The organism is Mycolicibacterium sp. Y3 (assembly GCF_051188035.1).
GTDB lineage: Bacteria > Actinomycetota > Actinomycetes > Mycobacteriales > Mycobacteriaceae > Mycobacterium > Mycobacterium fluoranthenivorans.
In genome coordinates this window covers 2,486,814-2,505,112 of sequence record NZ_JAVQLT010000001.1, presented here as the reverse complement: position 1 = coordinate 2,505,112, position 18,299 = coordinate 2,486,814, and the positions used below count along the sequence as shown (strand labels likewise).

At 66.1% G+C, this 18,299-nt stretch carries 15 protein-coding genes and 2 tRNA genes; 10 read left to right on the top strand and 7 right to left on the bottom strand.

The features are described from left to right. Nucleotides 1–2 precede the first annotated feature (2 nt). The gene (locus tag QN239_RS12200; RefSeq protein ID WP_499010587.1) at nt 3–632 is read left to right on the top strand and encodes a class I SAM-dependent DNA methyltransferase; all 630 of its coding nucleotides are present in this window, start codon (nt 3–5) and stop codon (nt 630–632) included. Nucleotides 633–722: 90 nt separating this feature from the next. Here QN239_RS12200 and QN239_RS12195 read toward each other — a convergent pair whose 3' ends face one another. Beyond that, nucleotides 723–2,897: a glutamine synthetase III family protein gene (locus tag QN239_RS12195; RefSeq protein ID WP_499010586.1), complete on the bottom strand. Its 2,175-nt coding sequence runs from the start codon at nt 2,895–2,897 to the stop codon at nt 723–725. Between the two features lie 218 nt (nt 2,898–3,115). On the opposite strand from QN239_RS12195, the gene QN239_RS12190 reads away from it, so the two are divergent. Continuing rightward, nucleotides 3,116–4,597, top strand: a complete 1,482-nt coding sequence (locus tag QN239_RS12190) for an HNH endonuclease signature motif containing protein (protein WP_499010585.1) — start codon at nt 3,116–3,118, stop codon at nt 4,595–4,597. A gap of 35 nt (nt 4,598–4,632) precedes the next feature. Here QN239_RS12190 and QN239_RS12185 read toward each other — a convergent pair whose 3' ends face one another. Further along, nucleotides 4,633–5,562 carry a LysR family transcriptional regulator gene (locus tag QN239_RS12185; RefSeq protein WP_499010584.1) on the bottom strand — a complete coding sequence of 310 codons (930 nt, stop codon included), beginning with the start codon at nt 5,560–5,562 and terminating at the stop codon, nt 4,633–4,635. Between the two features lie 101 nt (nt 5,563–5,663). On the opposite strand from QN239_RS12185, the gene QN239_RS12180 reads away from it, so the two are divergent. The 4 genes from QN239_RS12180 (at nt 5,664) to QN239_RS12165 (ending at nt 10,613) form a co-directional block, all read left to right on the top strand. Beyond that, a complete protein-coding gene (locus QN239_RS12180; protein WP_499010583.1) occupies nt 5,664–8,009 on the top strand; it encodes an FdhF/YdeP family oxidoreductase in 2,346 nt (781 codons plus the stop codon). Next, on the top strand, nt 7,997–8,818 hold the full coding sequence (gene fdhD / locus QN239_RS12175) for a formate dehydrogenase accessory sulfurtransferase FdhD (RefSeq protein WP_499010582.1): 822 nt from the start codon (nt 7,997–7,999) through the stop codon (nt 8,816–8,818). Before QN239_RS12180 ends, fdhD begins: the two co-directional genes overlap by 13 nt. A gap of 174 nt (nt 8,819–8,992) precedes the next feature. Further along, a complete protein-coding gene (locus QN239_RS12170) occupies nt 8,993–10,303 on the top strand; it encodes a glycosyltransferase (RefSeq protein WP_499010581.1) in 1,311 nt (436 codons plus the stop codon). Further along, entirely contained in the window at nt 10,296–10,613 is a 318-nt protein-coding gene (locus tag QN239_RS12165; protein WP_499010579.1) for a hypothetical protein, read from the top strand. Before QN239_RS12170 ends, QN239_RS12165 begins: the two co-directional genes overlap by 8 nt. Before the next feature lie 5 nt (nt 10,614–10,618). Here QN239_RS12165 and clpX read toward each other — a convergent pair whose 3' ends face one another. Further along, the gene (clpX, locus tag QN239_RS12160) at nt 10,619–11,899 is read right to left on the bottom strand and encodes an ATP-dependent Clp protease ATP-binding subunit ClpX (RefSeq protein WP_499010578.1); all 1,281 of its coding nucleotides are present in this window, start codon (nt 11,897–11,899) and stop codon (nt 10,619–10,621) included. A 453-nt stretch (nt 11,900–12,352) separates the two neighbouring features. Here clpX and QN239_RS12155 point away from each other — a divergent pair, with 453 nt between their 5' ends. Further along, nucleotides 12,353–12,724 (top strand): DsrE family protein, encoded by a 372-nt coding sequence (locus tag QN239_RS12155; protein ID WP_499010577.1) that lies wholly within the window; start codon nt 12,353–12,355, stop codon nt 12,722–12,724. 86 nt (nt 12,725–12,810) lie between these two features. Here QN239_RS12155 and QN239_RS12150 read toward each other — a convergent pair whose 3' ends face one another. The 3 genes from QN239_RS12150 to tig form a co-directional block, all read right to left on the bottom strand. Continuing rightward, a complete protein-coding gene (locus tag QN239_RS12150) occupies nt 12,811–13,437 on the bottom strand; it encodes an ATP-dependent Clp protease proteolytic subunit (protein ID WP_499010576.1) in 627 nt (208 codons plus the stop codon). Next, nucleotides 13,434–14,033, bottom strand: a complete 600-nt coding sequence (locus tag QN239_RS12145) for an ATP-dependent Clp protease proteolytic subunit (protein ID WP_170847085.1) — start codon at nt 14,031–14,033, stop codon at nt 13,434–13,436. The genes QN239_RS12150 and QN239_RS12145 overlap by 4 nt, the downstream gene beginning before the upstream one ends. Nucleotides 14,034–14,143: 110 nt before the next feature. Then, nucleotides 14,144–15,640, bottom strand: a complete 1,497-nt coding sequence (gene tig, locus QN239_RS12140; protein WP_499010575.1) for a trigger factor — start codon at nt 15,638–15,640, stop codon at nt 14,144–14,146. Between the two features lie 312 nt (nt 15,641–15,952). On the opposite strand from tig, the gene QN239_RS12135 reads away from it, so the two are divergent. Together QN239_RS12135 and QN239_RS12130 are read left to right on the top strand one after the other, a co-directional pair. Beyond that, nucleotides 15,953–16,834 (top strand): metal-dependent hydrolase, encoded by an 882-nt coding sequence (locus QN239_RS12135; protein ID WP_499010574.1) that lies wholly within the window; start codon nt 15,953–15,955, stop codon nt 16,832–16,834. Further along, on the top strand, nt 16,831–17,967 hold the full coding sequence (locus QN239_RS12130; protein WP_499010573.1) for a PDR/VanB family oxidoreductase: 1,137 nt from the start codon (nt 16,831–16,833) through the stop codon (nt 17,965–17,967). The genes QN239_RS12135 and QN239_RS12130 overlap by 4 nt, the downstream gene beginning before the upstream one ends. Before the next feature lie 10 nt (nt 17,968–17,977). Here the strand turns inward: QN239_RS12130 and QN239_RS12125 are convergent. Beyond that, nucleotides 17,978–18,051 (bottom strand) — tRNA-Pro (locus QN239_RS12125). A gap of 98 nt (nt 18,052–18,149) precedes the next feature. Here QN239_RS12125 and QN239_RS12120 point away from each other — a divergent pair. Beyond that, nucleotides 18,150–18,223: transfer RNA gene (locus QN239_RS12120), tRNA-Gly, on the top strand. The last annotated feature ends 76 nt before the right edge of the window (nt 18,224–18,299 follow it).

Sequence of the window (18,299 nt, the reverse complement as noted above, 5' to 3'; positions counted from 1 at the left end):
GAGTGATACTGGAGCGTGTGATTGAGGAGCATCCCGACGCTGCCCGGGTCATCGCGTTGTATGACCGTCACGCCGCAACGTGGTCGCGCGACCGCGGGGACCGACTCCTGGAACGCCCATGGCTGGATCGATTTGTGGCATCTCTGCCTGACCGACGTCGCGCAGTTCTTGACGTAGGCTGTGGAACTGCGGTGCCCATCGGCCGATACTTGATCGAGCAGGGATGCCAACTCCACGGAGTGGACTCATCGAGCGCGATGATCGCGATGTGTACGAGGCGTTTCCCGGACCACCGGTGGGAAATCGCCGACATGCGCACATTGGCTTTCAACCGTCAGTTCAGCGGAATAATAGCCTGGGACAGGCTATTTCACCTTTCGGCCCACAGCCAGCGACGTATGTTCCCGATCTTCGCGCAACATGCGGCAGCTGGTGCGGTGCTGTTGTTCAACAGTGGGCCATCTGCCGGCGAGCAGATCGGCAGCTACCAGGGCGAGCCCCTCTACCACGCCAGTCTTGACCCTTCGGAGTACCGCGCCCTCCTGGGCGACAACGGCTTCGAGGTCACCGCTCACGTCGCCGAAGACTCCACTTGCGGACAACGCACCATCTGGCTTGCACAAGCTACTTAGCCAGCGAACAGCAAGCTGTCTGATCCCGATTGCTCACCGAGGCACTTACTGCGGACCACGGCGCCGTAAGTGCCTCGGTGAGCTGGGCTATCAGAGGATGTAGAGCATCTCCTGGTAGGTCGGCAGCGGCCAGAGGTCGTCGGCCACCACACCTTCCAGCGTGTCCGCGGCGGCACGAACCGCGTCCATCAACGGCAGCAGGCTCTGCGCGTGGGCGGCGTGTTCGGCCGCCGACTCGCCGCCGTGCTCGCCCATCGCCGACTTGAGCGCCGCGAGCGCAGCGGTCAACTCCGCGATCGGGGCCGAAACCGACTGCAGCAACGTGAGATCGGGCTCGAGGCCGGCGGCCTTGAGCGTCGCGACATTCGAGGCCAACTCCGTCTGGTAACGGATGGCAGCGGGCAGGACCACCGTCGAGCCGACCTCAAGCGTGAGCTTGGCCTCGACGTTGACGGTCAGCACATACGTCTCGTAGCGGACCTCGACGCGGCTGTGCAGCTCGCGGTCGTTGAAGACGCCGTACTTCTCGAAGACCTCGATGGCTTCCGGCTTGATCAATTCGGGGATGGCGTCGATCGTGGTCTTGAGGTTCGGCAGGCCACGCTCGGCCGCCTCGATCTGCCAGTTGTCTGAGTACCCGTCACCGTTGAACACCACTGCGCCGTGCTCGGTGATGATCTCGGTGAGCAGCGTCTGCACCGCGGTGTCGAACTCCTCGCCGGCGGCGACCGCGGTTTCCAGCTTCGTGGCCATGTAGTCCAGCGAGTCGGCCATGATCGTGTTGAGGATGATCATCGGCACGTTGATGGTCTGGCCCGAGCCCGGTGCGCGGAACTCGAACCGGTTGCCGGTGAAGGCGAACGGGCTGGTGCGGTTGCGGTCGCCCGGATCGGTCGGCAGCACCGGCAGCGTGTCGACGCCGATGATCATGCTGCCCTTGCCCTTAGACGACGTGGCCGCGCCCTTGGCGATCTGCTCGAACACGTCGGCGAGCTGGTCGCCGAGGAAGATCGAGATGATCGCCGGCGGGGCCTCGTTGGCACCGAGCCGGTGGTCGTTGGTGGCCGAGGCCACCGAGACCCGCAGCAGGCCGGCGAACTTGTGCACGGCGCGGATGACCGCGGCACAGAAGACCAGGAACTGGGCGTTCTCGTGCGGGGTGTCACCCGGCACCAGCAGGCTGCCGAACTGGGCGTTGCCCAGGGAGAAGTTCACGTGCTTGCCCGAGCCGTTCACGCCGGCGAACGGCTTCTCGTGGAACAGGCACTCCATACCGTGCTTCTTGGCGATGGTCTTGAAGGTCGTCATCAACAGCTGCTGATGGTCGGCGGCGATGTTGGCCCGCTCGAACATCGGAGCGATCTCGAACTGTCCTGGTGCCACCTCGTTGTGCCGGGTCTTGGCCGGGATACCGAGCTTGAACAGCTCACGCTCGGTATCCATCATGAAGCCGAGCACCCGGTCCGGGATGGCGCCGAAATAGTGGTCGTCGAACTCCTGGCCCTTGGGCGGCTTGGCGCCGAACAGCGTGCGGCCCGCGTTGATCAGGTCCGGACGGGCCAGGAAGAAGTGCCGGTCGACCAGGAAGTACTCCTGCTCGGGGCCGCAGAATGACACGATGTGGTCGAAATCCTTGTGCCCGAACAACTTCAGGATGCGCTCGGCTTGGGCGCCCATCGCCTGCTGGCTGCGCAGCAGCGGCGTCTTGTAGTCCAGGGCCTCGCCGGTCATCGAGACGAAGACCGTCGGGATGCACAGCGTGTTGCCGTTCGGGTTCTCCAGGATGTACGCCGGGCTGGTGACGTCCCAGCCGGTGTAGCCGCGCGCCTCGAAGGTGCTGCGCAGGCCGCCCGAGGGGAAGCTGGACGCGTCGGGCTCACCCTGGATCAGCGTCTTACCGGCGAACTCGGCCAGGGTCTGGCCGTCGGAAACCGGCTCCAGGAAGCTGTCGTGCTTCTCGGCGGTGAGCCCCGTCATCGGGTAGAAGACGTGCGCGTAGTGGGTGGCGCCCTTGGAAAGCGCCCAGTCCTTCATCACCGAAGCGACGGAGTCGGCCACCGCGGGATCCAGCTTGGCGCCCTTCTCGATGGTCGCCACGACGGACTTGTACACCGACTTCGGCAGCCGCAACCGCATCTCGGCCAGCGTGAAGACGTTCGAACCGAAGATCTCGCCGGGTTCTTCGGTGGGGTCGAAGCTGAAGGCCGGGGGCTCGTAGGCCTCGACGCTGGTGATCGCCTTCAGGCGTGCCGCATTACCGCTCAATGGAGTTCCTATCGCCGCTCGTGCATGACCGACCCACGGTAGGAAGATTCGATGGCGGAATTGTTACGTGCGCGTCAAGGACGCGATTTAGATGTAACAGGTGGGCGGGCATTCTGCGCTCAACGTGCTCGCGCGTCACTCTGATCTACTTCATCACTTGGGTTTCTTTGGTCACAGAGCGACCTGGTTTTGTCGGCCCTCGAACGTATGTTCTATACATGCACAGGGGTGCGGTTGAGGCGGTGATGGCATTGCGTGCCGCGTACCAGGCTCTCGCCGCCTGCGACTTGGAGTCGCTCACCCGTGCCGACTTGATGGCGGTGATGGATGAGTTCGAGACACTCACCTGCCGGCTGCCCTCCCAAATGCATCGCATGCTCGCGCAATTGCAGGCCGACACCACGCCGGGAGAACTGGGCGCGGCGACGTGGAATGCGGTGTTGCGGATCCGCTGGCGCCTTTCCACCGCCGAGGCCGGCAGCCGGTTGGCAGCGGCCGCCGACCTGGGACCGCGCCGTTCGCTGACCGGTGAACCGCTGCAGCCGGCGTTGGCCGCCGTCGCCGCCGCTCAGGCCGCCGGGCTCATCAACGGCGGCCACGTCGATGTCCTACGCGACGTCATCGATCGCCTGCCGGGGTTCGTCGACGCGACCACCCGGGAACAGTTCGAGCTCGACTTGGTGCGGGTGGCGGCGGGAGTGGGCCCCAGAGAACTCAGGGAAACGGCCGAACTGCGGTTGTTCCTGCTCGATCAGGACGGACCGCTACCCGACGATGCCGAACGCGAACGCAAGCGTGGCGTCGTATTCGGCAAGCAGGGCCGCGACGCGATGAGGTCGGTGACGGGCGATTTGAATCCCGAGGCGTCGGCCGTATGGGAGGTGCTGTTCGCCAAGTTCGCCGCACCCGGCATGTGCAACCCCACCGACGACGAACCGTGTACCTCAGGCACGCCGACGCAGGCGCAGATCGACAATGATCACCGCACCCTGGCCCAGCGTCAGCACGACGCGATGATCGTCATCGGTCGGATCGCGCTGATGAGCGGTGACCTCGGTCAGCTCAACGGGTTACCGGTGTCGGTGATCATCCGCACCACCCTGCAGGATCTGGAATCGCGCGCGGGGGTCGGCATCTCCGGTGGCGGCACCAAGATTCCGGTCAAGGACGTCATCCGGATGGCGGCCCATGCCCATCATCATCTGGCCGTGTTCGACAAGGCCACCGGCTCGGCCCTCGCCCTGTTCCGGGCCCGCCGGACCGCGTCACGGGCACAACGGATCATGCTCATCGCGCGCGACGGCGGCTGCACCAAACCGGGTTGCACCGTCGGCGCCTACGGCAGCGAGGCGCACCATGCGGTGGCCGACTGGGCGCACGGCGGCAACACCAACGTGGATGAGATGGCTCTGGCCTGCGGGGCTGACAATCGCATGGTCCACCGGAACGGCGGTTACACCACGACCCTCAACGGACGCGGCGAGGTCGAATGGCGCGCACCTGCCGGGCTGGATACCGGGCAACAGCGGATCAACTACCTCCATCGACCCGAACTACTCCTGCGACCGTTCGAGGACGAGCCGACACCGTCCCGGGACAAGGCCGCGGCGACCACTCCGACCGACACCGAACCGCTCGATCCACCACGACCAACCAACACCGATCATGCCGACGGCGGTTCGGGAGTGCGCGGGCCTTAGACGGCGGGCGGGTGCGACACCGCGCGTGGCGGGACTCAGAGCTGCCGGGTCGCGTCATCTATCCGGGCGCCCAGGTCAATGGCGGCGGCGACCTCGACGAGTGCGTTCGCGACGATCGACGGTGGGTCCCGATCCAGCACGACCAGTCCGATCGCGGGGCTGGGGCCGTGTTTGACCATCGGCCGCGCGGCGAAGTCCGTCGGCACGCCCAGCTGCGGCAGCCACGCGGTGGAGGCAATCGTGGCCCGCCGCGAGTGCGTCAGGTGCGCGTAGAGCGCATCCACGGAGTCCGCTTCGACCGCGGGCCGGTAATGGATGCCCTCAGCGGCCATGTTGGCATCCAGGATGCGGCGATTGCGCATCGTGGTCGTCAGCACGCACAGCTCAAGGCCGGCGGCATCGGCCCAGGTCACCTCCGGCTCGGCCATCAACCGATGATCGGCGGGGGCCACCAGCACGTACTGCTCCCGGTACATCGGCACCGAACGCGTGCCCGGCGGGGCCTCGTCATCGAGATAGGTGAGCCCGGCGTCGATCTCGAAATCGGCCAACCGCCGCGCGATCTCCCGCGACGACAGCGCCTCGATACGGACCGAAGCGGCCGGGTTGCGGCCCAGGAACTCCGCGGTGATGAACGGGCTGACCGGCACCGCCGTCGGAATCGCGCCCAACCGCGCGGTGGCGGTCAGCCGCCCATGCATCCGTTCCAGGTCGGCCAACATCTCATCGCGTTCGGCGATGATGCGCTGGGCCCAGGCCACGACACGCTTGCCCTCCTCGGTGAAGCCCTCGAAGCGACGGCCGCGTTGCACGATGACGATGCCCAGATCGCGTTCCAAGCGGCGGATGGCCACCGACAGCGTCGGCTGGCTGACGTGGCAGCGGGCAGCGGCCCTGCCGAAGTGGCGCTCGGCGGCGAGGGCCAACAGGTAGTCCAGGTGTTGCAGCAACACATCGCTCGCCATCGAAAAGACGATAGACGTTCTCTATCACCGCATGTCAAATACCGAATACCAACCCACCTTCATTCGGCGCAGCGGCCGTTTTCGGGGATTAGATTGGAGATATGACCCTCGCCAAGGACGGCCGTGACGTCGATGCCACCTATGACGAACGGAATGTCAGGGTGACCGGCGCCGAACACGAAGCCGCCGGGGTCAAGGCCGTGCTGGTCAGCATGCAGCGCGGGCTGGAACAGATGGGTCCACTGCGTACCGCCGCGGCGCTGACCCGGCTGAATCAGCGGCACGGTTTCGACTGCCCGGGCTGTGCCTGGCCCGAGGAGCACGGCGGCCGCAAGCTGGCCGAGTTCTGCGAGAACGGCGCCAAGGCCGTCGCCGAGGAGGCCACCAAGCGTCGCGTCACCGCGGAGTTCTTCGCCCGGCATTCGGTGGCCGACCTGTCCGAGAGGCCCGAGTACTGGCTGTCCCAGCAGGGCAGGCTCACCGAGCCGATGGTGCTGCGCCCCGGGGCCACCCATTACGAGCCGATCGACTGGGACAGCGCCTACCGGCTGATCGCCGCAGAGCTCAACGCGCTGGACTCCCCCGACGAGGCGCTGTTCTATACCTCGGGCCGCACCAGTAACGAGGCCGCGTTTCTCTACCAGCTGCTGGTCCGCAGCTTCGGCACCAACAACCTGCCGGACTGTTCGAACATGTGTCACGAATCCTCGGGCACCGCGCTGGTCGACTCGATCGGTATCGGCAAGGGCTCGGTGACCGTCGATGACCTCGAACACGCCGACCTGATCGTCATCGCCGGGCAGAACCCCGGCACCAATCATCCACGCATGCTGTCGGTGCTGGAGAAGGCAAAGGCCAACGGCGCCAATATCATCGCCATCAATCCGTTGCCCGAGGCCGGGTTGATGCGCTTCAAGGACCCGCAGAAGATACGCGGGGTCGTCGGGCACGGTATCCCCATCGCCGACGAGTTCGTCCAGATCCGCATCGGCGGGGATATGGCGCTGTTCGCCGGTCTGGGCCGGTTACTGCTCGAAGCCGAGGATCGGGCGCCGGGCACCGTCGTCGACCGCGCGTTCGTCTCCGGTCACTGCGCCGGGTTCGAGGAGTACGAACGCCAGACCCGCGAGGTCGACCTGCAGACGGTGCTGTCCGCCACCGGAATCGATGCCGACCAGTTGCACCGCATCGCCGACAGTTTCCGCCGCTCCCAGCGCACGGTCATCTGCTGGGCGATGGGTCTGACCCAGCAGCACCACGCGGTGGCCACCATCGGGGAAGCCACCAATCTGTTGCTGATGCGCGGCATGATCGGCAAACCAGGTGCCGGAGTGTGCCCGGTGCGCGGGCATTCCAACGTCCAGGGCGACCGCACCATGGGCATCTGGGAGCAGATGCCCGAGACGTTCCTGGCCGCACTCGATGCCCGGTTCGGTATCAGCAGTCCGCGTAAACACGGTCTCGACACCGTCGACGGTATCCGGGCCATGCGCGACGGGCACGCCAAGACCTTCATCGGGATGGGCGGCAACTTCGTCTCGGCCACCCCCGATACCGCGGTGACCGAGGCCGCGTTACGCAATTGTGCGCTGACGGTGCAGATTTCGACCAAACTGAACCGCAGCCACCTGGTGCACGGCCGCACCGCGCTGATCCTGCCGACGCTGGGCCGCACCGACAAGGACTTCCAGCGGGGCGGCAAGCAGCTGGTCTCGGTGGAAGACTCGATGTCGATGGTGCACCTGTCGCGCGGCAACCTGCACCCGCCCAGCGATCAGCTGCGCAGCGAGGTCGCCATCGTCTGCCAACTGGCGCGCGCCCTGCTGGGCCCCGGGCACCCCGTCGAGTGGGAGGCCTTCAACGCCGACTACGACCTGATCCGGGACGCCATCGCCGCGGTGGTGCCCGGCTGCACCGACTACAACACCCGGGTGCGGCAACCGGACGGGTTCCAGTTGCCTCACCCACCCCGCGATTCACGCGAATTCCCCACCCACACAGGCAAGGCCAACTTCTCGGTATATCCGCTGGAATGGGTGCCGGTGCCGCCGGGCCGGCTGGTGCTGCAGACCCTGCGCAGCCACGACCAGTACAACACCACCATCTACGGTCTCGATGACCGCTACCGCGGAGTCAAGGGCGGCCGCCGAGTGGTGTTCGTCAACCCCGCCGACATCGCCGCACTGGGCCTGCACGAGGGCGCCCGGGTGAACCTCATCTCCGAGTTCACCGACGGCGAAGGACGCCTTCAGGAGAGAAGGGCCGAGGACTTCCGCGTGGTCGGCTACTCCACCCCGGTGGGCAACGCCGCCGCCTACTATCCCGAGACCAATCCGCTGGTGCCCCTGGACCACACCGCCGCCAGATCCAATACCCCGGTGTCCAAGGCCGTGGTGATCAGGCTGGAACTCAGGTCAGAACCCGAGTCGAGTCCATGGGCCGGGTAACCACGCGGCGCCGGATCAGCCACCGCAACGCCGACGGGGTGGTGGCCAGGCCGGAGACCCTCGTCGTCGAGGAGCCGTTGGAGATCCGCGTCAACGGTGCGCCCCTGACCGTCACCATGCGCACTCCTGGCTCCGATATCGAACTCGCACAAGGGTTTCTGCTCACCGAGGGCATCATCTCCGGCCGCGACGATATCGCCACCGTGCGGTACTGCCAAGGCGCCACGGAAGATGGCGTGAACACCTACAACGTCCTCGATGTGACCCTGGCCGCCGGCGTACCCGCGCCGGACGTGGACCTGACGCGGAACTTCTACGCCACCTCCTCGTGCGGGGTGTGCGGGAAGTCCTCACTGGAGGCGGTACGTCTGGTCAGCCGGCACTCCCCCGGTGACGATCCGAGCACGGTCACAACGGAGTTGCTCAGCGCGCTACCGGCCCGGCTGCGCAAGGCGCAGAAGGTGTTCGCCAGCACCGGCGGCCTGCACGGTGCCGCACTGTTCGGTACCGACGGCACCGAACTGGCGGTCCGCGAGGACATCGGCCGGCACAACGCTGTCGACAAGGTCATCGGCTGGGCGCTGGAGAACCGGCGGATCCCGTTGTCGGGCAATGTCCTTCTGGTCAGCGGACGGGCCTCTTTCGAACTCACCCAGAAGGCGGTGATGGCCGGTATCCCCATCCTGGCCGCCGTCTCGGCTCCGTCGTCGTTGGCGGTGGATCTGGCTGCGCAGGCGGGGTTGACCCTGGTGGCGTTCCTGCGCGGCGAATCGATGAACGTGTATACCCGGCCGGACCGCATCCACTAACCCCATCTGACTCGGTGATCTTCGCGCAAGCGGCTCATCTAACTAATGGTCTTCGCGCAAGCGGCTCATCTAACTCATGGTCTTCGCGCAAGCGGCTCATCTACCGGCAATCTCCAGCCGTTCTCCACACAACCTCCAAGCACGCCGCCCTGCCCAACGGCGAACATCGACGGCATGCCAGAGATCCTCATTGCGTCCTGCCCACCTGTCGGACATATCGGTCCGCTGCTCAACGTCGCCCGCGGACTCGTGGGCCGCGGAGACCGGGTGACCGTGCTGACCTCCGCGCGGCATGCCGACGCGATCCGCGCCGCGGGCGCCCATCCGCTGCCGCTGCCCGTCGGCGCCGACTTCGACGACACCGCCTTGGACGCCGAACTACCGGGGCGCGCCGAGACGTCCGGGATCGCACGGGTGAACTTCGATGTCAAACATGTCTTCGTGCGCCCGCTGCCCTACCAGGCTGCAGCCCTGTCGGATGCCCTGGCCGGCAATACTTTCGACGTCATCCTGGCCGACGCGTTCTTCCTCGGCATCCTGCCGATCCTGCTGAAGCACCGCCCCGACCGGCCCCCGGTACTGGCCTACGTGACGTCCCCCTTGCTGCTGACCAGTCGCGATACCGCGCCGGGCGGTACCGGAATCTTGCCCGGAACCGGACGGCTGGGCCGTCTGCGCAACCATGCCCTCAACGTGCTGGCCCAACGCATCCTGCTGCGTCCCGCCCACCAGTCGCTCATCGCGATGCTGGATGCTCTCGGCCTGCCCGAACCCCCCGCATTCGTGCTCGATTCCGGCATACTGGCCGACCGTGTGATCGTGCCCACGATCCCCGAGTTCGAGTACCCCCGTAGCGACCTACCCGGACATGTGTGTTTCGTCGGCGCCGTCACGCCCGCTCCCGCCTCCGACTTCACCCCGCCCGCCTGGTGGCACCGCCTCGATCAGGGCCGCCCCGTCGTCCACGTCACCCAGGGCACCGTCGACAACGCCGATCTGTCCCGGCTCATCGAGCCCACCATCGCCGCACTCGCCGACGAGAACGTCACCCTGGTGGTGAGCACCGGTGGACGACCGGTGGACCAGATCCGTACCCCACTTCCCGCCAATACCGTTGCCACCGAATTCGTTCCGCACGACATGCTGCTCCCCAAGGTCGACGTAATGGTCACCAACGGCGGCTACGGCGCCGTGCAGCGAGCCCTGATGGCGGGGGTTCCGCTGGTCGTGGCCGGCAACACCGAGGACAAGCCGGAAGTCGCGGCGCGGGTCGAATGGTTCGGCGCGGGCGTGAATCTGCGCTCCGGGACGCCCTCCCCGACGTCGATCCATCGCGCGGTCCGCGAGGTGCTCTCCCAGCACGCTTACCGTCGGACAGCCGCGGAACTGCAGCAGGCGTATGCCCGCCGCGACGGCGTCGCGGCGATCGCGGATGTCATCGACTCCGTGATCGCCGAGTGGCAGGTGGTCAGCCGACATGGCTGACATCCTCATCGCCGCCCTGTCCCCCGACAGGCATATCGCCCCGATGCTCACGGTGGCCGCCGATCAGGTGAAACGCGGGAACACGGTCACAATGCTGACCGGCGCCGCCCATACGGCCGCGGTGAACGAGGTTCTGCGCGACGACCGCTATCGGCGGCGCGCCCGCGAATTGGAGGTGGCTTTCGCCCAGCGTGACGGAGTGGCCGAAATCGCCGCGCTCATCGACGAAGTCACGGCCCCAAGACGGCGAAATGGCTGCGTTCCGGTGTGGAACGCAGCCATTTCGTCGGATTCGAAGGGTGAAACCTAAGCGGCTCAGGCGCTCTTGTCGCGACGCTCAGCCCGCGGCGGCTTCCGCGGCACGATGGTCGGAAGGACGTTGTCCTGCACGGTCTCCCGGGTGACGACCACCTTGGCGACATCGTCGCGGCTGGGGATGTCGTACATGGCCGGCTGCAGCACCTCTTCCATGATGGCGCGCAACCCACGGGCGCCGGTGCCGCGGTGGATGGCCTGATCGGCGATGGCGTCCAGTGCTTCCGGCGTCATCTCCAGCTCGACACCGTCCATCTCGAACAGCCGGGTGTACTGCTTCACCAGGGCGTTCTTCGGCGCGGACAGGATCTGCACCAGCGATTCCTTGTCCAGGTTGGTCACCGAGGCGACCACCGGCAGACGGCCGATGAACTCCGGGATCAGACCGAACTTGATCAGATCCTCCGGCATGACCTCGGCGAAATGGTCCTGGGTGTCGATCTCGGCCTTGGAGTGCACCTCGGCGCCGAAGCCCAGGCCGCGCTTGCCGACCCGGTCGGAGACGATCTTCTCCAAACCGGCGAACGCTCCTGCGACGATGAACAGCACGTTGGTGGTGTCGATCTGGATGAACTCCTGGTGCGGGTGCTTACGGCCACCCTGCGGGGGCACCGAGGCCTGCGTACCTTCCAGGATCTTCAGCAGCGCCTGCTGCACGCCCTCGCCGGACACGTCGCGGGTGATCGACGGGTTCTCGCTCTTGCGGGCGATCTTGTCGACCTCGTCGATGTAGATGATGCCCGTCTCGGCGCGCTTCACGTCGTAGTCGGCCGCCTGGATCAGCTTGAGCAGGATGTTCTCGACATCCTCACCGACGTAGCCGGCCTCGGTCAGCGCGGTGGCGTCGGCGATGGCGAACGGGACGTTGAGCATCTTGGCCAGCGTCTGGGCCAGGTAGGTCTTGCCGCAGCCGGTGGGCCCGAGCATCAAGATGTTGGACTTGGCGAGCTCAACCGGTTCGGCCCGGGAGTCCCGGGACTTCTCCTGCGCCTGGATGCGCTTGTAGTGGTTGTAGACCGCGACGGCGAGCGTCTTCTTGGCGGTGTCCTGGCCGATGACGTAGCCCTCGAGGAACTCGCGGATCTCCGCGGGCTTGGGCAGCTCGTCGAGTTTGACGTCGTCGGCGTCGGCCAGCTCCTCCTCGATGATCTCGTTGCACAGGTCGATGCACTCATCGCAGATGTACACGCCGGGACCCGCGATGAGCTTTTTCACCTGCTTTTGGCTCTTTCCACAGAACGAGCACTTCAGCAGGTCACCGCCGTCTCCAATGCGCGCCATCTGGGTGCGTCCTACTTCCTGTTGCCGTCGGTTGTCACACCGCTTGTCACACCGTTCGTTGGGTTACTCCGGGTGTTCACCCGACGCTACCCGTTCGCTGCGTCCCGTTGCGACCGATAGGACCGAATCGCGTGGGTGGTATTTGTTCGCGTGGAGGAGAACATATCCCTCCAGGCGGCTCCGCACCTGTCGGCGCGCGGACCGTGTCCCTGGCGTGTCGCCGGTGTAATGGAAACGCAGTCATCGCAGGTGTCATTGCCGCTCTCCACGATACCGTGCGCGTCCACCGGCACATGCGGATATTCACCCCGCCGACGACGGCCCGAGCCTCATGTGCAGCACCTTTCCCATGTTTCACCGTGGCCCCACGGTCACCGATCCGACCGCTTTCGAAGCGAGGAGCACCTAGGGCAAAACCCCGTGTACCCACCCCGATGGGGAGACGATCAGACCATGAACAACACCACGAACAAAGCCGCCATCAGCCTGACCACCGGTCTGGAGGATGCCGAACGCGTGACGGTGGCCTTCCTGGTCGCCGTCGGCGCCGCCGAATCGGGCCGGCCGACCATGATGTTCCTGACCAAGGAAGCGGTGCGGTTGGTGGTGCCCGGGGTGGCGGTGGGCACCGCCTGTGACGGGTGCCCGGCGTTGTCGGAGCTCATGGCGCGCTACGAGAAAGCGGGCGGACGCTACCTGGTGTGCCCGATCTGCATTCAGGCCAAGCATCTGGACCCACACACATTCGTCGAGGGCGCCGATGCCGGCGGCACCGTGCAGTTGTGGGAGTGGATCGGCGAGGGTGCCACCACGTTCAGCTACTGACGCAACGCGCTGAAACGCGAGATTGCCGCTATGGCGCGTTCTACTCGAACTTCCGCGCCATAACGGCAATCTCGTGATGTCGTGCGTCAGGCGTTCTGCGCGGAGAGCTTCCGGTAGGCCAGAACGGTGTCGATGATGCCGTAATCCTTGGCCTCGGCGGCCGTCAGGATCTTGTCGCGGTCGGTGTCCTTGCGGATAACGGCCGGATCCTTTCCGGTGTGCCGCGCCAACGTGGCGTCCATCAGGGTGCGCATCCGCTCGATCTCGGCGGCCTGGATCTCCAGATCCGAGACCTGACCCTGGATGGCACCGCCGACGGCGGGCTGATGGATCAGCACGCGTGCGTTGGGCAGGGCCAGCCGCTTACCGGGGGTACCGGCGGCCAACAGCACCGCGGCGGCCGAGGCGGCCTGGCCCAGGCAGACGGTCTGGATATCGGCCCGGACGTACTGCATGGTGTCGTAGATCGCCATCAGCGAGGTGAACGAACCACCCGGCGAGTTGATGTACATGGTGATGTCGCGGTCGGGATCCAGCGACTCGAGCACCAGCAGCTGGGCCATGATGTCGTTAGCCGAGGCGTCGTCCACCTGCACCCCGAGGAAGATGATGCGTTCCTCGAACAGCTTGTTGTACGGGTTGGACTCTTTGACGCCGAAGCTCGAGTGCTCGATGAACGACGGCAGGATGTAGCGCGATTGCATCGGGTTCATTTGATACCTGCTCCTGGTCCGTCGCCGTTAACGCTGACGCTGGTGATGATGTGGTCGACGAAGCCGTATTCCAGGGCTTCGGACGCCGTGAACCAGCGATCGCGATCGGCGTCCGTCTCGACCCGCTCCAGGGTCTGGCCGGTGAACTCGGCGTTGAGCCGGTTCATCTCCTTCTTCGTCAACGCGAACTGCTCGGCCTGGATCGCGATATCGGCCGCGCTACCACCGATACCGGCGGACGGCTGGTGCATCATGATCCGCGCGTGCGGCAGGGCGTACCGCTTGCCCTTGGTGCCCGCGGCGAGCAGGAACTCACCCATCGAGGCGGCCAGACCCATCGCGTAGGTCGCCACATCACACGGCGCCAGCACCATGGTGTCGTAGATGGCCATACCCGCCGTGACCGAACCACCGGGCGAGTTGATGTACAGGTGGATGTCCTTGACGGGGTCTTCCGCGGCCAGCAGCAGAATCTGCGCGCACAGCCGGTTCGCGATGTCGTCATCGACCTGGGTGCCCAGGAAGATGATGCGCTCGGCGAGCAACCGCTCATACACCGAGTCGATGAGGTTGAGCCCCGACGCGCCAGAACGCATGTCAGTCACGGCTGGATACCTGCTTTCTCGAGTTTGTCGTACTCGTTCACCGACACTAACCAACGCGCAGCGAACCGCACGCCCAAGAAGGCGCGCGTTCGCTCACAGCGTCACTCAGCGGTGTCTTGATCCTTCTTGTCCTGCTTCTTATCGGCCTTCTTGGCAGCCTTCTTGGCGGCCTTCTTCTCGGCCTTCTCCGCCTTTTCGGCGTCGTCGCCCTCATCGGCCGTATCGGCTTCCGGGGCGTCCGCGGTCTCGTCCTCGGCCTCGCCCGCCTCGGCGCCACCGGCCGGACCGAAGAACTCGGCGGTGTCGACCACCGCGCCGTCGGTGTCGGTGACGGTCGCCCCATGCACCACCGCGGCGATGGTCAGGCCGCGCCGCACATCGGCGAACATCGCCGGCAGCTGGTTGTTCTGCTGCAGGAAGCCCAGCAGCTGCTGCGGCTCGAGCCCGTACTGGCGCGACATCAGGACTAGCCGCTCGGTGAGGTCGGCCTGGCCGACCTGGATGTCCAGCTTGTCGGCGATGGCATCCATCAGCAGCTGAGTCTTGACGGCCTTCTCGGCGTTGCTGCGGTTTTCCGCGTCGAACTCTTCGCGGCTGCTGCCCTGTTCGGTCAGCGACTCCTCGAACTTCGCCTCATCGTGCTCAAGGCCGTGAATGGCGTTGTGCAGCGCGTCGTCGACCTGGGCCTGCACGATCGCCTCGGGCAGCGGCACCTCGATATCGGCGAGCAGGGTCTCCAGCGCCTTGTCACGGATCTGCTCGGCCTGCTGGATGCGCTTGGTCCGGCGCACCTGCTCGATCAGGCTCTCCTTGAGCTCGTCGATGGTGTCGAACTCGCTTGCCAGCTGGGCGAACTCATCATCGGCCTCGGGCAGCTCGCGCTCCTTGACCGAGTTCACCTTGACCGTCACCTCGGCTTCGCGACCGGCATGCGGACCGGCGACCAGCGTGGTGGTGAACGTCGTGCTCTCGCCGGCCTTGAGCCCGGTGATCGCCTCGTCCAAGCCCTCGATGAGCTGGCCGGAGCCGACCTCGTGGGACAGCCCCTCGGTCTTGGCCTCGGGCACGTCCTCGCCGTCGACGGTGGCCGACAGGTCGATGGAGACGAAGTCACCTTCGGCCGCGGCACGCTCCACGCCCGTCAGGGTGCCGAACCGGGCGCGCAGGTTCTGCAGCTCGGTGTCGACCTCTTCGTCGCTGACCTCGATCGGGTCGACGCTGAACGTCAGCGCGGACAGGTCGGGCAGATCGATCTCGGGGCGGATGTCCACCTCGGCGGTGAACACCAGCTCCTCGTTGTCCTCGAGCTTGGTGACCTCGATATCGGGCTGTCCGAGGGGCTGCACGTCGGCGGTGGTGACCGCCTCGCTGTAGCGGCTGGGGAGCGCGTCGTTGACGACCTGCTCCAGCACCGCGCCGCGACCGATACGGGCCTCCAGAAGCTTGCGCGGCGCCTTGCCGGGTCGGAACCCGGGCAGCCGGACCTGCTGGGCCAGCTGCTTGAAGGCCCGGTCGAAATCGGGCTCCAGCTCGGCGAAGGGAACCTCCACGTTGATCCGAACCCGAGTGGGGCTCAGCTTCTCGACCGTGCTTTTCACTGCGTTACTCCTGTATGCGTCTTCTGGTGGCATCGCGGCGTGCGAGGGGCTAAAGGTTCGTCATGTGTCGCCTTCAGCAGCGCCGCGCGCTTCGCGAACAGGGTAGTTGACGAGCTTGGCCACCTGACACTTGGCGTCCCCGAGCAGCGCTCCCGAGGGTCGGCGATCCCGATTCCGACCAATCTGAACCGCTGGGCGCACCGAATACGTGAACGGGATGGCCAAACGCCCTTATGGGTATGCAGCCATATGCCAAAGTCACCCGAAAGGAGGTCCGTCGTGACTCAGCCGCGGCTTGGGTACCCGAGCCCTGTGGACGAATTCGCACCCGAGGAAGTGGCCCTGCGCCCACGCGATGCGAAGTTCGGGTGGGACGAGACCCCGCTGCACTGGATGCCCGGCGACCCCTATGGCTCACACGCCACCACCGCGTTGAACCTGTTCTTGCCGGTCGCGGAGCGTTGGTTCGCCAAACTGCTCACCGAAGCGCTCGACTACGTCCGCGACGAGCGGCTACGCGAGCAGATCATCGGATTCATCGGCCAGGAAGCCATCCACGCCAGGACCCACGATGACGTGCTCGTCGAGTTCGTGCGTCGGCACGGCATCGACCCCACCCCGTTTCTGGACCAGCTGGAATGGGTCGCCGGTCAGTACGACCTTCGGATGGCACGGATTACCAGTCCCACCCGGCGCCGCAAGGCGCTGACCTCCGGGACTCATGCGCTCAGTGCGGCCGAGCATTTCACCGGAGTGCTGGGGCACTGGGCCTTGAACAACGAATGGGACAGCCTGGGCGTGGATCCGATGATGGCGGATCTGATGCGCTGGCACGGTGCCGAGGAAGTGGAGCACCGGCACGTGTCCTACAACGTGGCCAAGTACTTCGGCATGGACTACTTCGCACAAGCGGCAGCCGGCCTCATGGTCAGCGTCGTGTTCTTCGCCCTCGTGCTGCGCGGCCTGAAATTCCTGGTGCACGCCGATCCCCAACTACCCAACCTGGGATACGTCCGGCTGCTGTGGAAAATGCGCGCGTCAGGTAAGCGGGGCTCCCTGCCCACCATCGCGTACCTGTTCCGGACCGGCTCGCGGCTGCTGCGCCGCGACTACAACCCGGTCGACGAAGGCAGCACCGCCCAGGCCGTCGCGTACCTGGCCGCCTCCCCCGCCGCACGCGTCATGCACGGATGACGCCCCGCTCGCTACGCGCGCTCGTCAAGCCATACGTCGGTGAACCGCCGCGCGGCCTGTACCGCGCCAAGACGCCCGATCTGCTGATTCGGATCGCGGGTGCCGCGGTGCCGCACTTCCTCTCGGTGGTGACGCGCCTGGGCGGTGACAGCGAACCGCCGGAGCTACCGGCCGCGGTGAACCGCACGACGATGCGCATCGCGGACCGGCGCAGGGTCACCGCCGACGGCCAGGTGCTGGCACTCACCCTGACCCCGCTCGACGACACGCCCCTGCCGCGATGGAACCCGGGCGCGCACCTCGATGTGCACCTGCCGTCCGGCCTGATCCGGCAGTACTCGCTGTGCGGCGATCCGGGGCGACGAGATGAGTACCGAATTGCGGTGCGGCACAGCCCAGAAGGCGCGGGCGGTTCGGTCGAGGTGCATGGCCTGAGCACCGGCCGCCTGGTCGAGGTGAGCGATCCGCGCAACGCGTTCATGATGCCGCTGCCGGGATCGGCGTCGCGTGCGTCGAAATTGCATTTCATCGCCGGTGGCATCGGCATCACGCCGATCCTGTCGATGGTCCGGCTCGCCGAACAACAGGGCACGCCGTGGACGCTGCACTACACCGGCCGCCACCGGGACGCCCTGGCGTTCGTGGACGAGCTGGCGCCCTACGGCGAGAAGGTGCACGTGCGGACCGACGACGAAGACGGGATGCCGAGCGCCGCGGCCCTGCTCGACGGGGTGGATCCGACAACAGCGGTGTATGTGTGCGGGCCGCCGCCGATGGTCGACGCGGTGCTGCGGGCGATTCCGCGGGATTCCGGTATCGAAGTGCACAGCGAGCGTTTCAGCGCCGCGCCGGTGGTCGATGGCCGGCCGTTCGAACTGGAGCTGGCCCGCTGCGGCACCGTGGTGGGGGTCGGCGCGGATCGCAGTGCGCTCGCCGCGCTGCGCAATGCCGTTCCCTCCGTGGCATATTCGTGCCAGCAGGGCTATTGCGGTACGTGTGTGCAGCGGGTGGTCTCCGGCGAGGTGGACCATCGTGACGACCTGCTCACCGAGGAGCAGCGCCGATGCGGACAGATGCTGGTGTGCGTCTCCCGGGCCAAATCGGCGGGCGAGCGGCTGGTGCTGGACCTGTAGTACCGGTGGGTCGGGGTGACAGGATTTGAACCTGCGGCCTTCCGCTCCCAAAGCGGATGCGCTACCAAGCTGCGCTACACCCCGTGTTTCACTGCGGTCGGAATACTACGGGTTCGACACGTAGGACCGTCAATTGGCTTTGTCCACGTCCTCGCCGGTACAGTCTTCCGTTGCACGAACAAGCGGGCGTAGCTCAATGGTAGAGCCCTAGTCTTCCAAACTAGCTACGCGGGTTCGATTCCCGTCGCCCGCTCCACAGAACCGCCTGACGAGGGCGGTTTTTGTGTTTGCTGACTGGTCACGATATGAGGCCCTCCACCTGTTGCCGACCA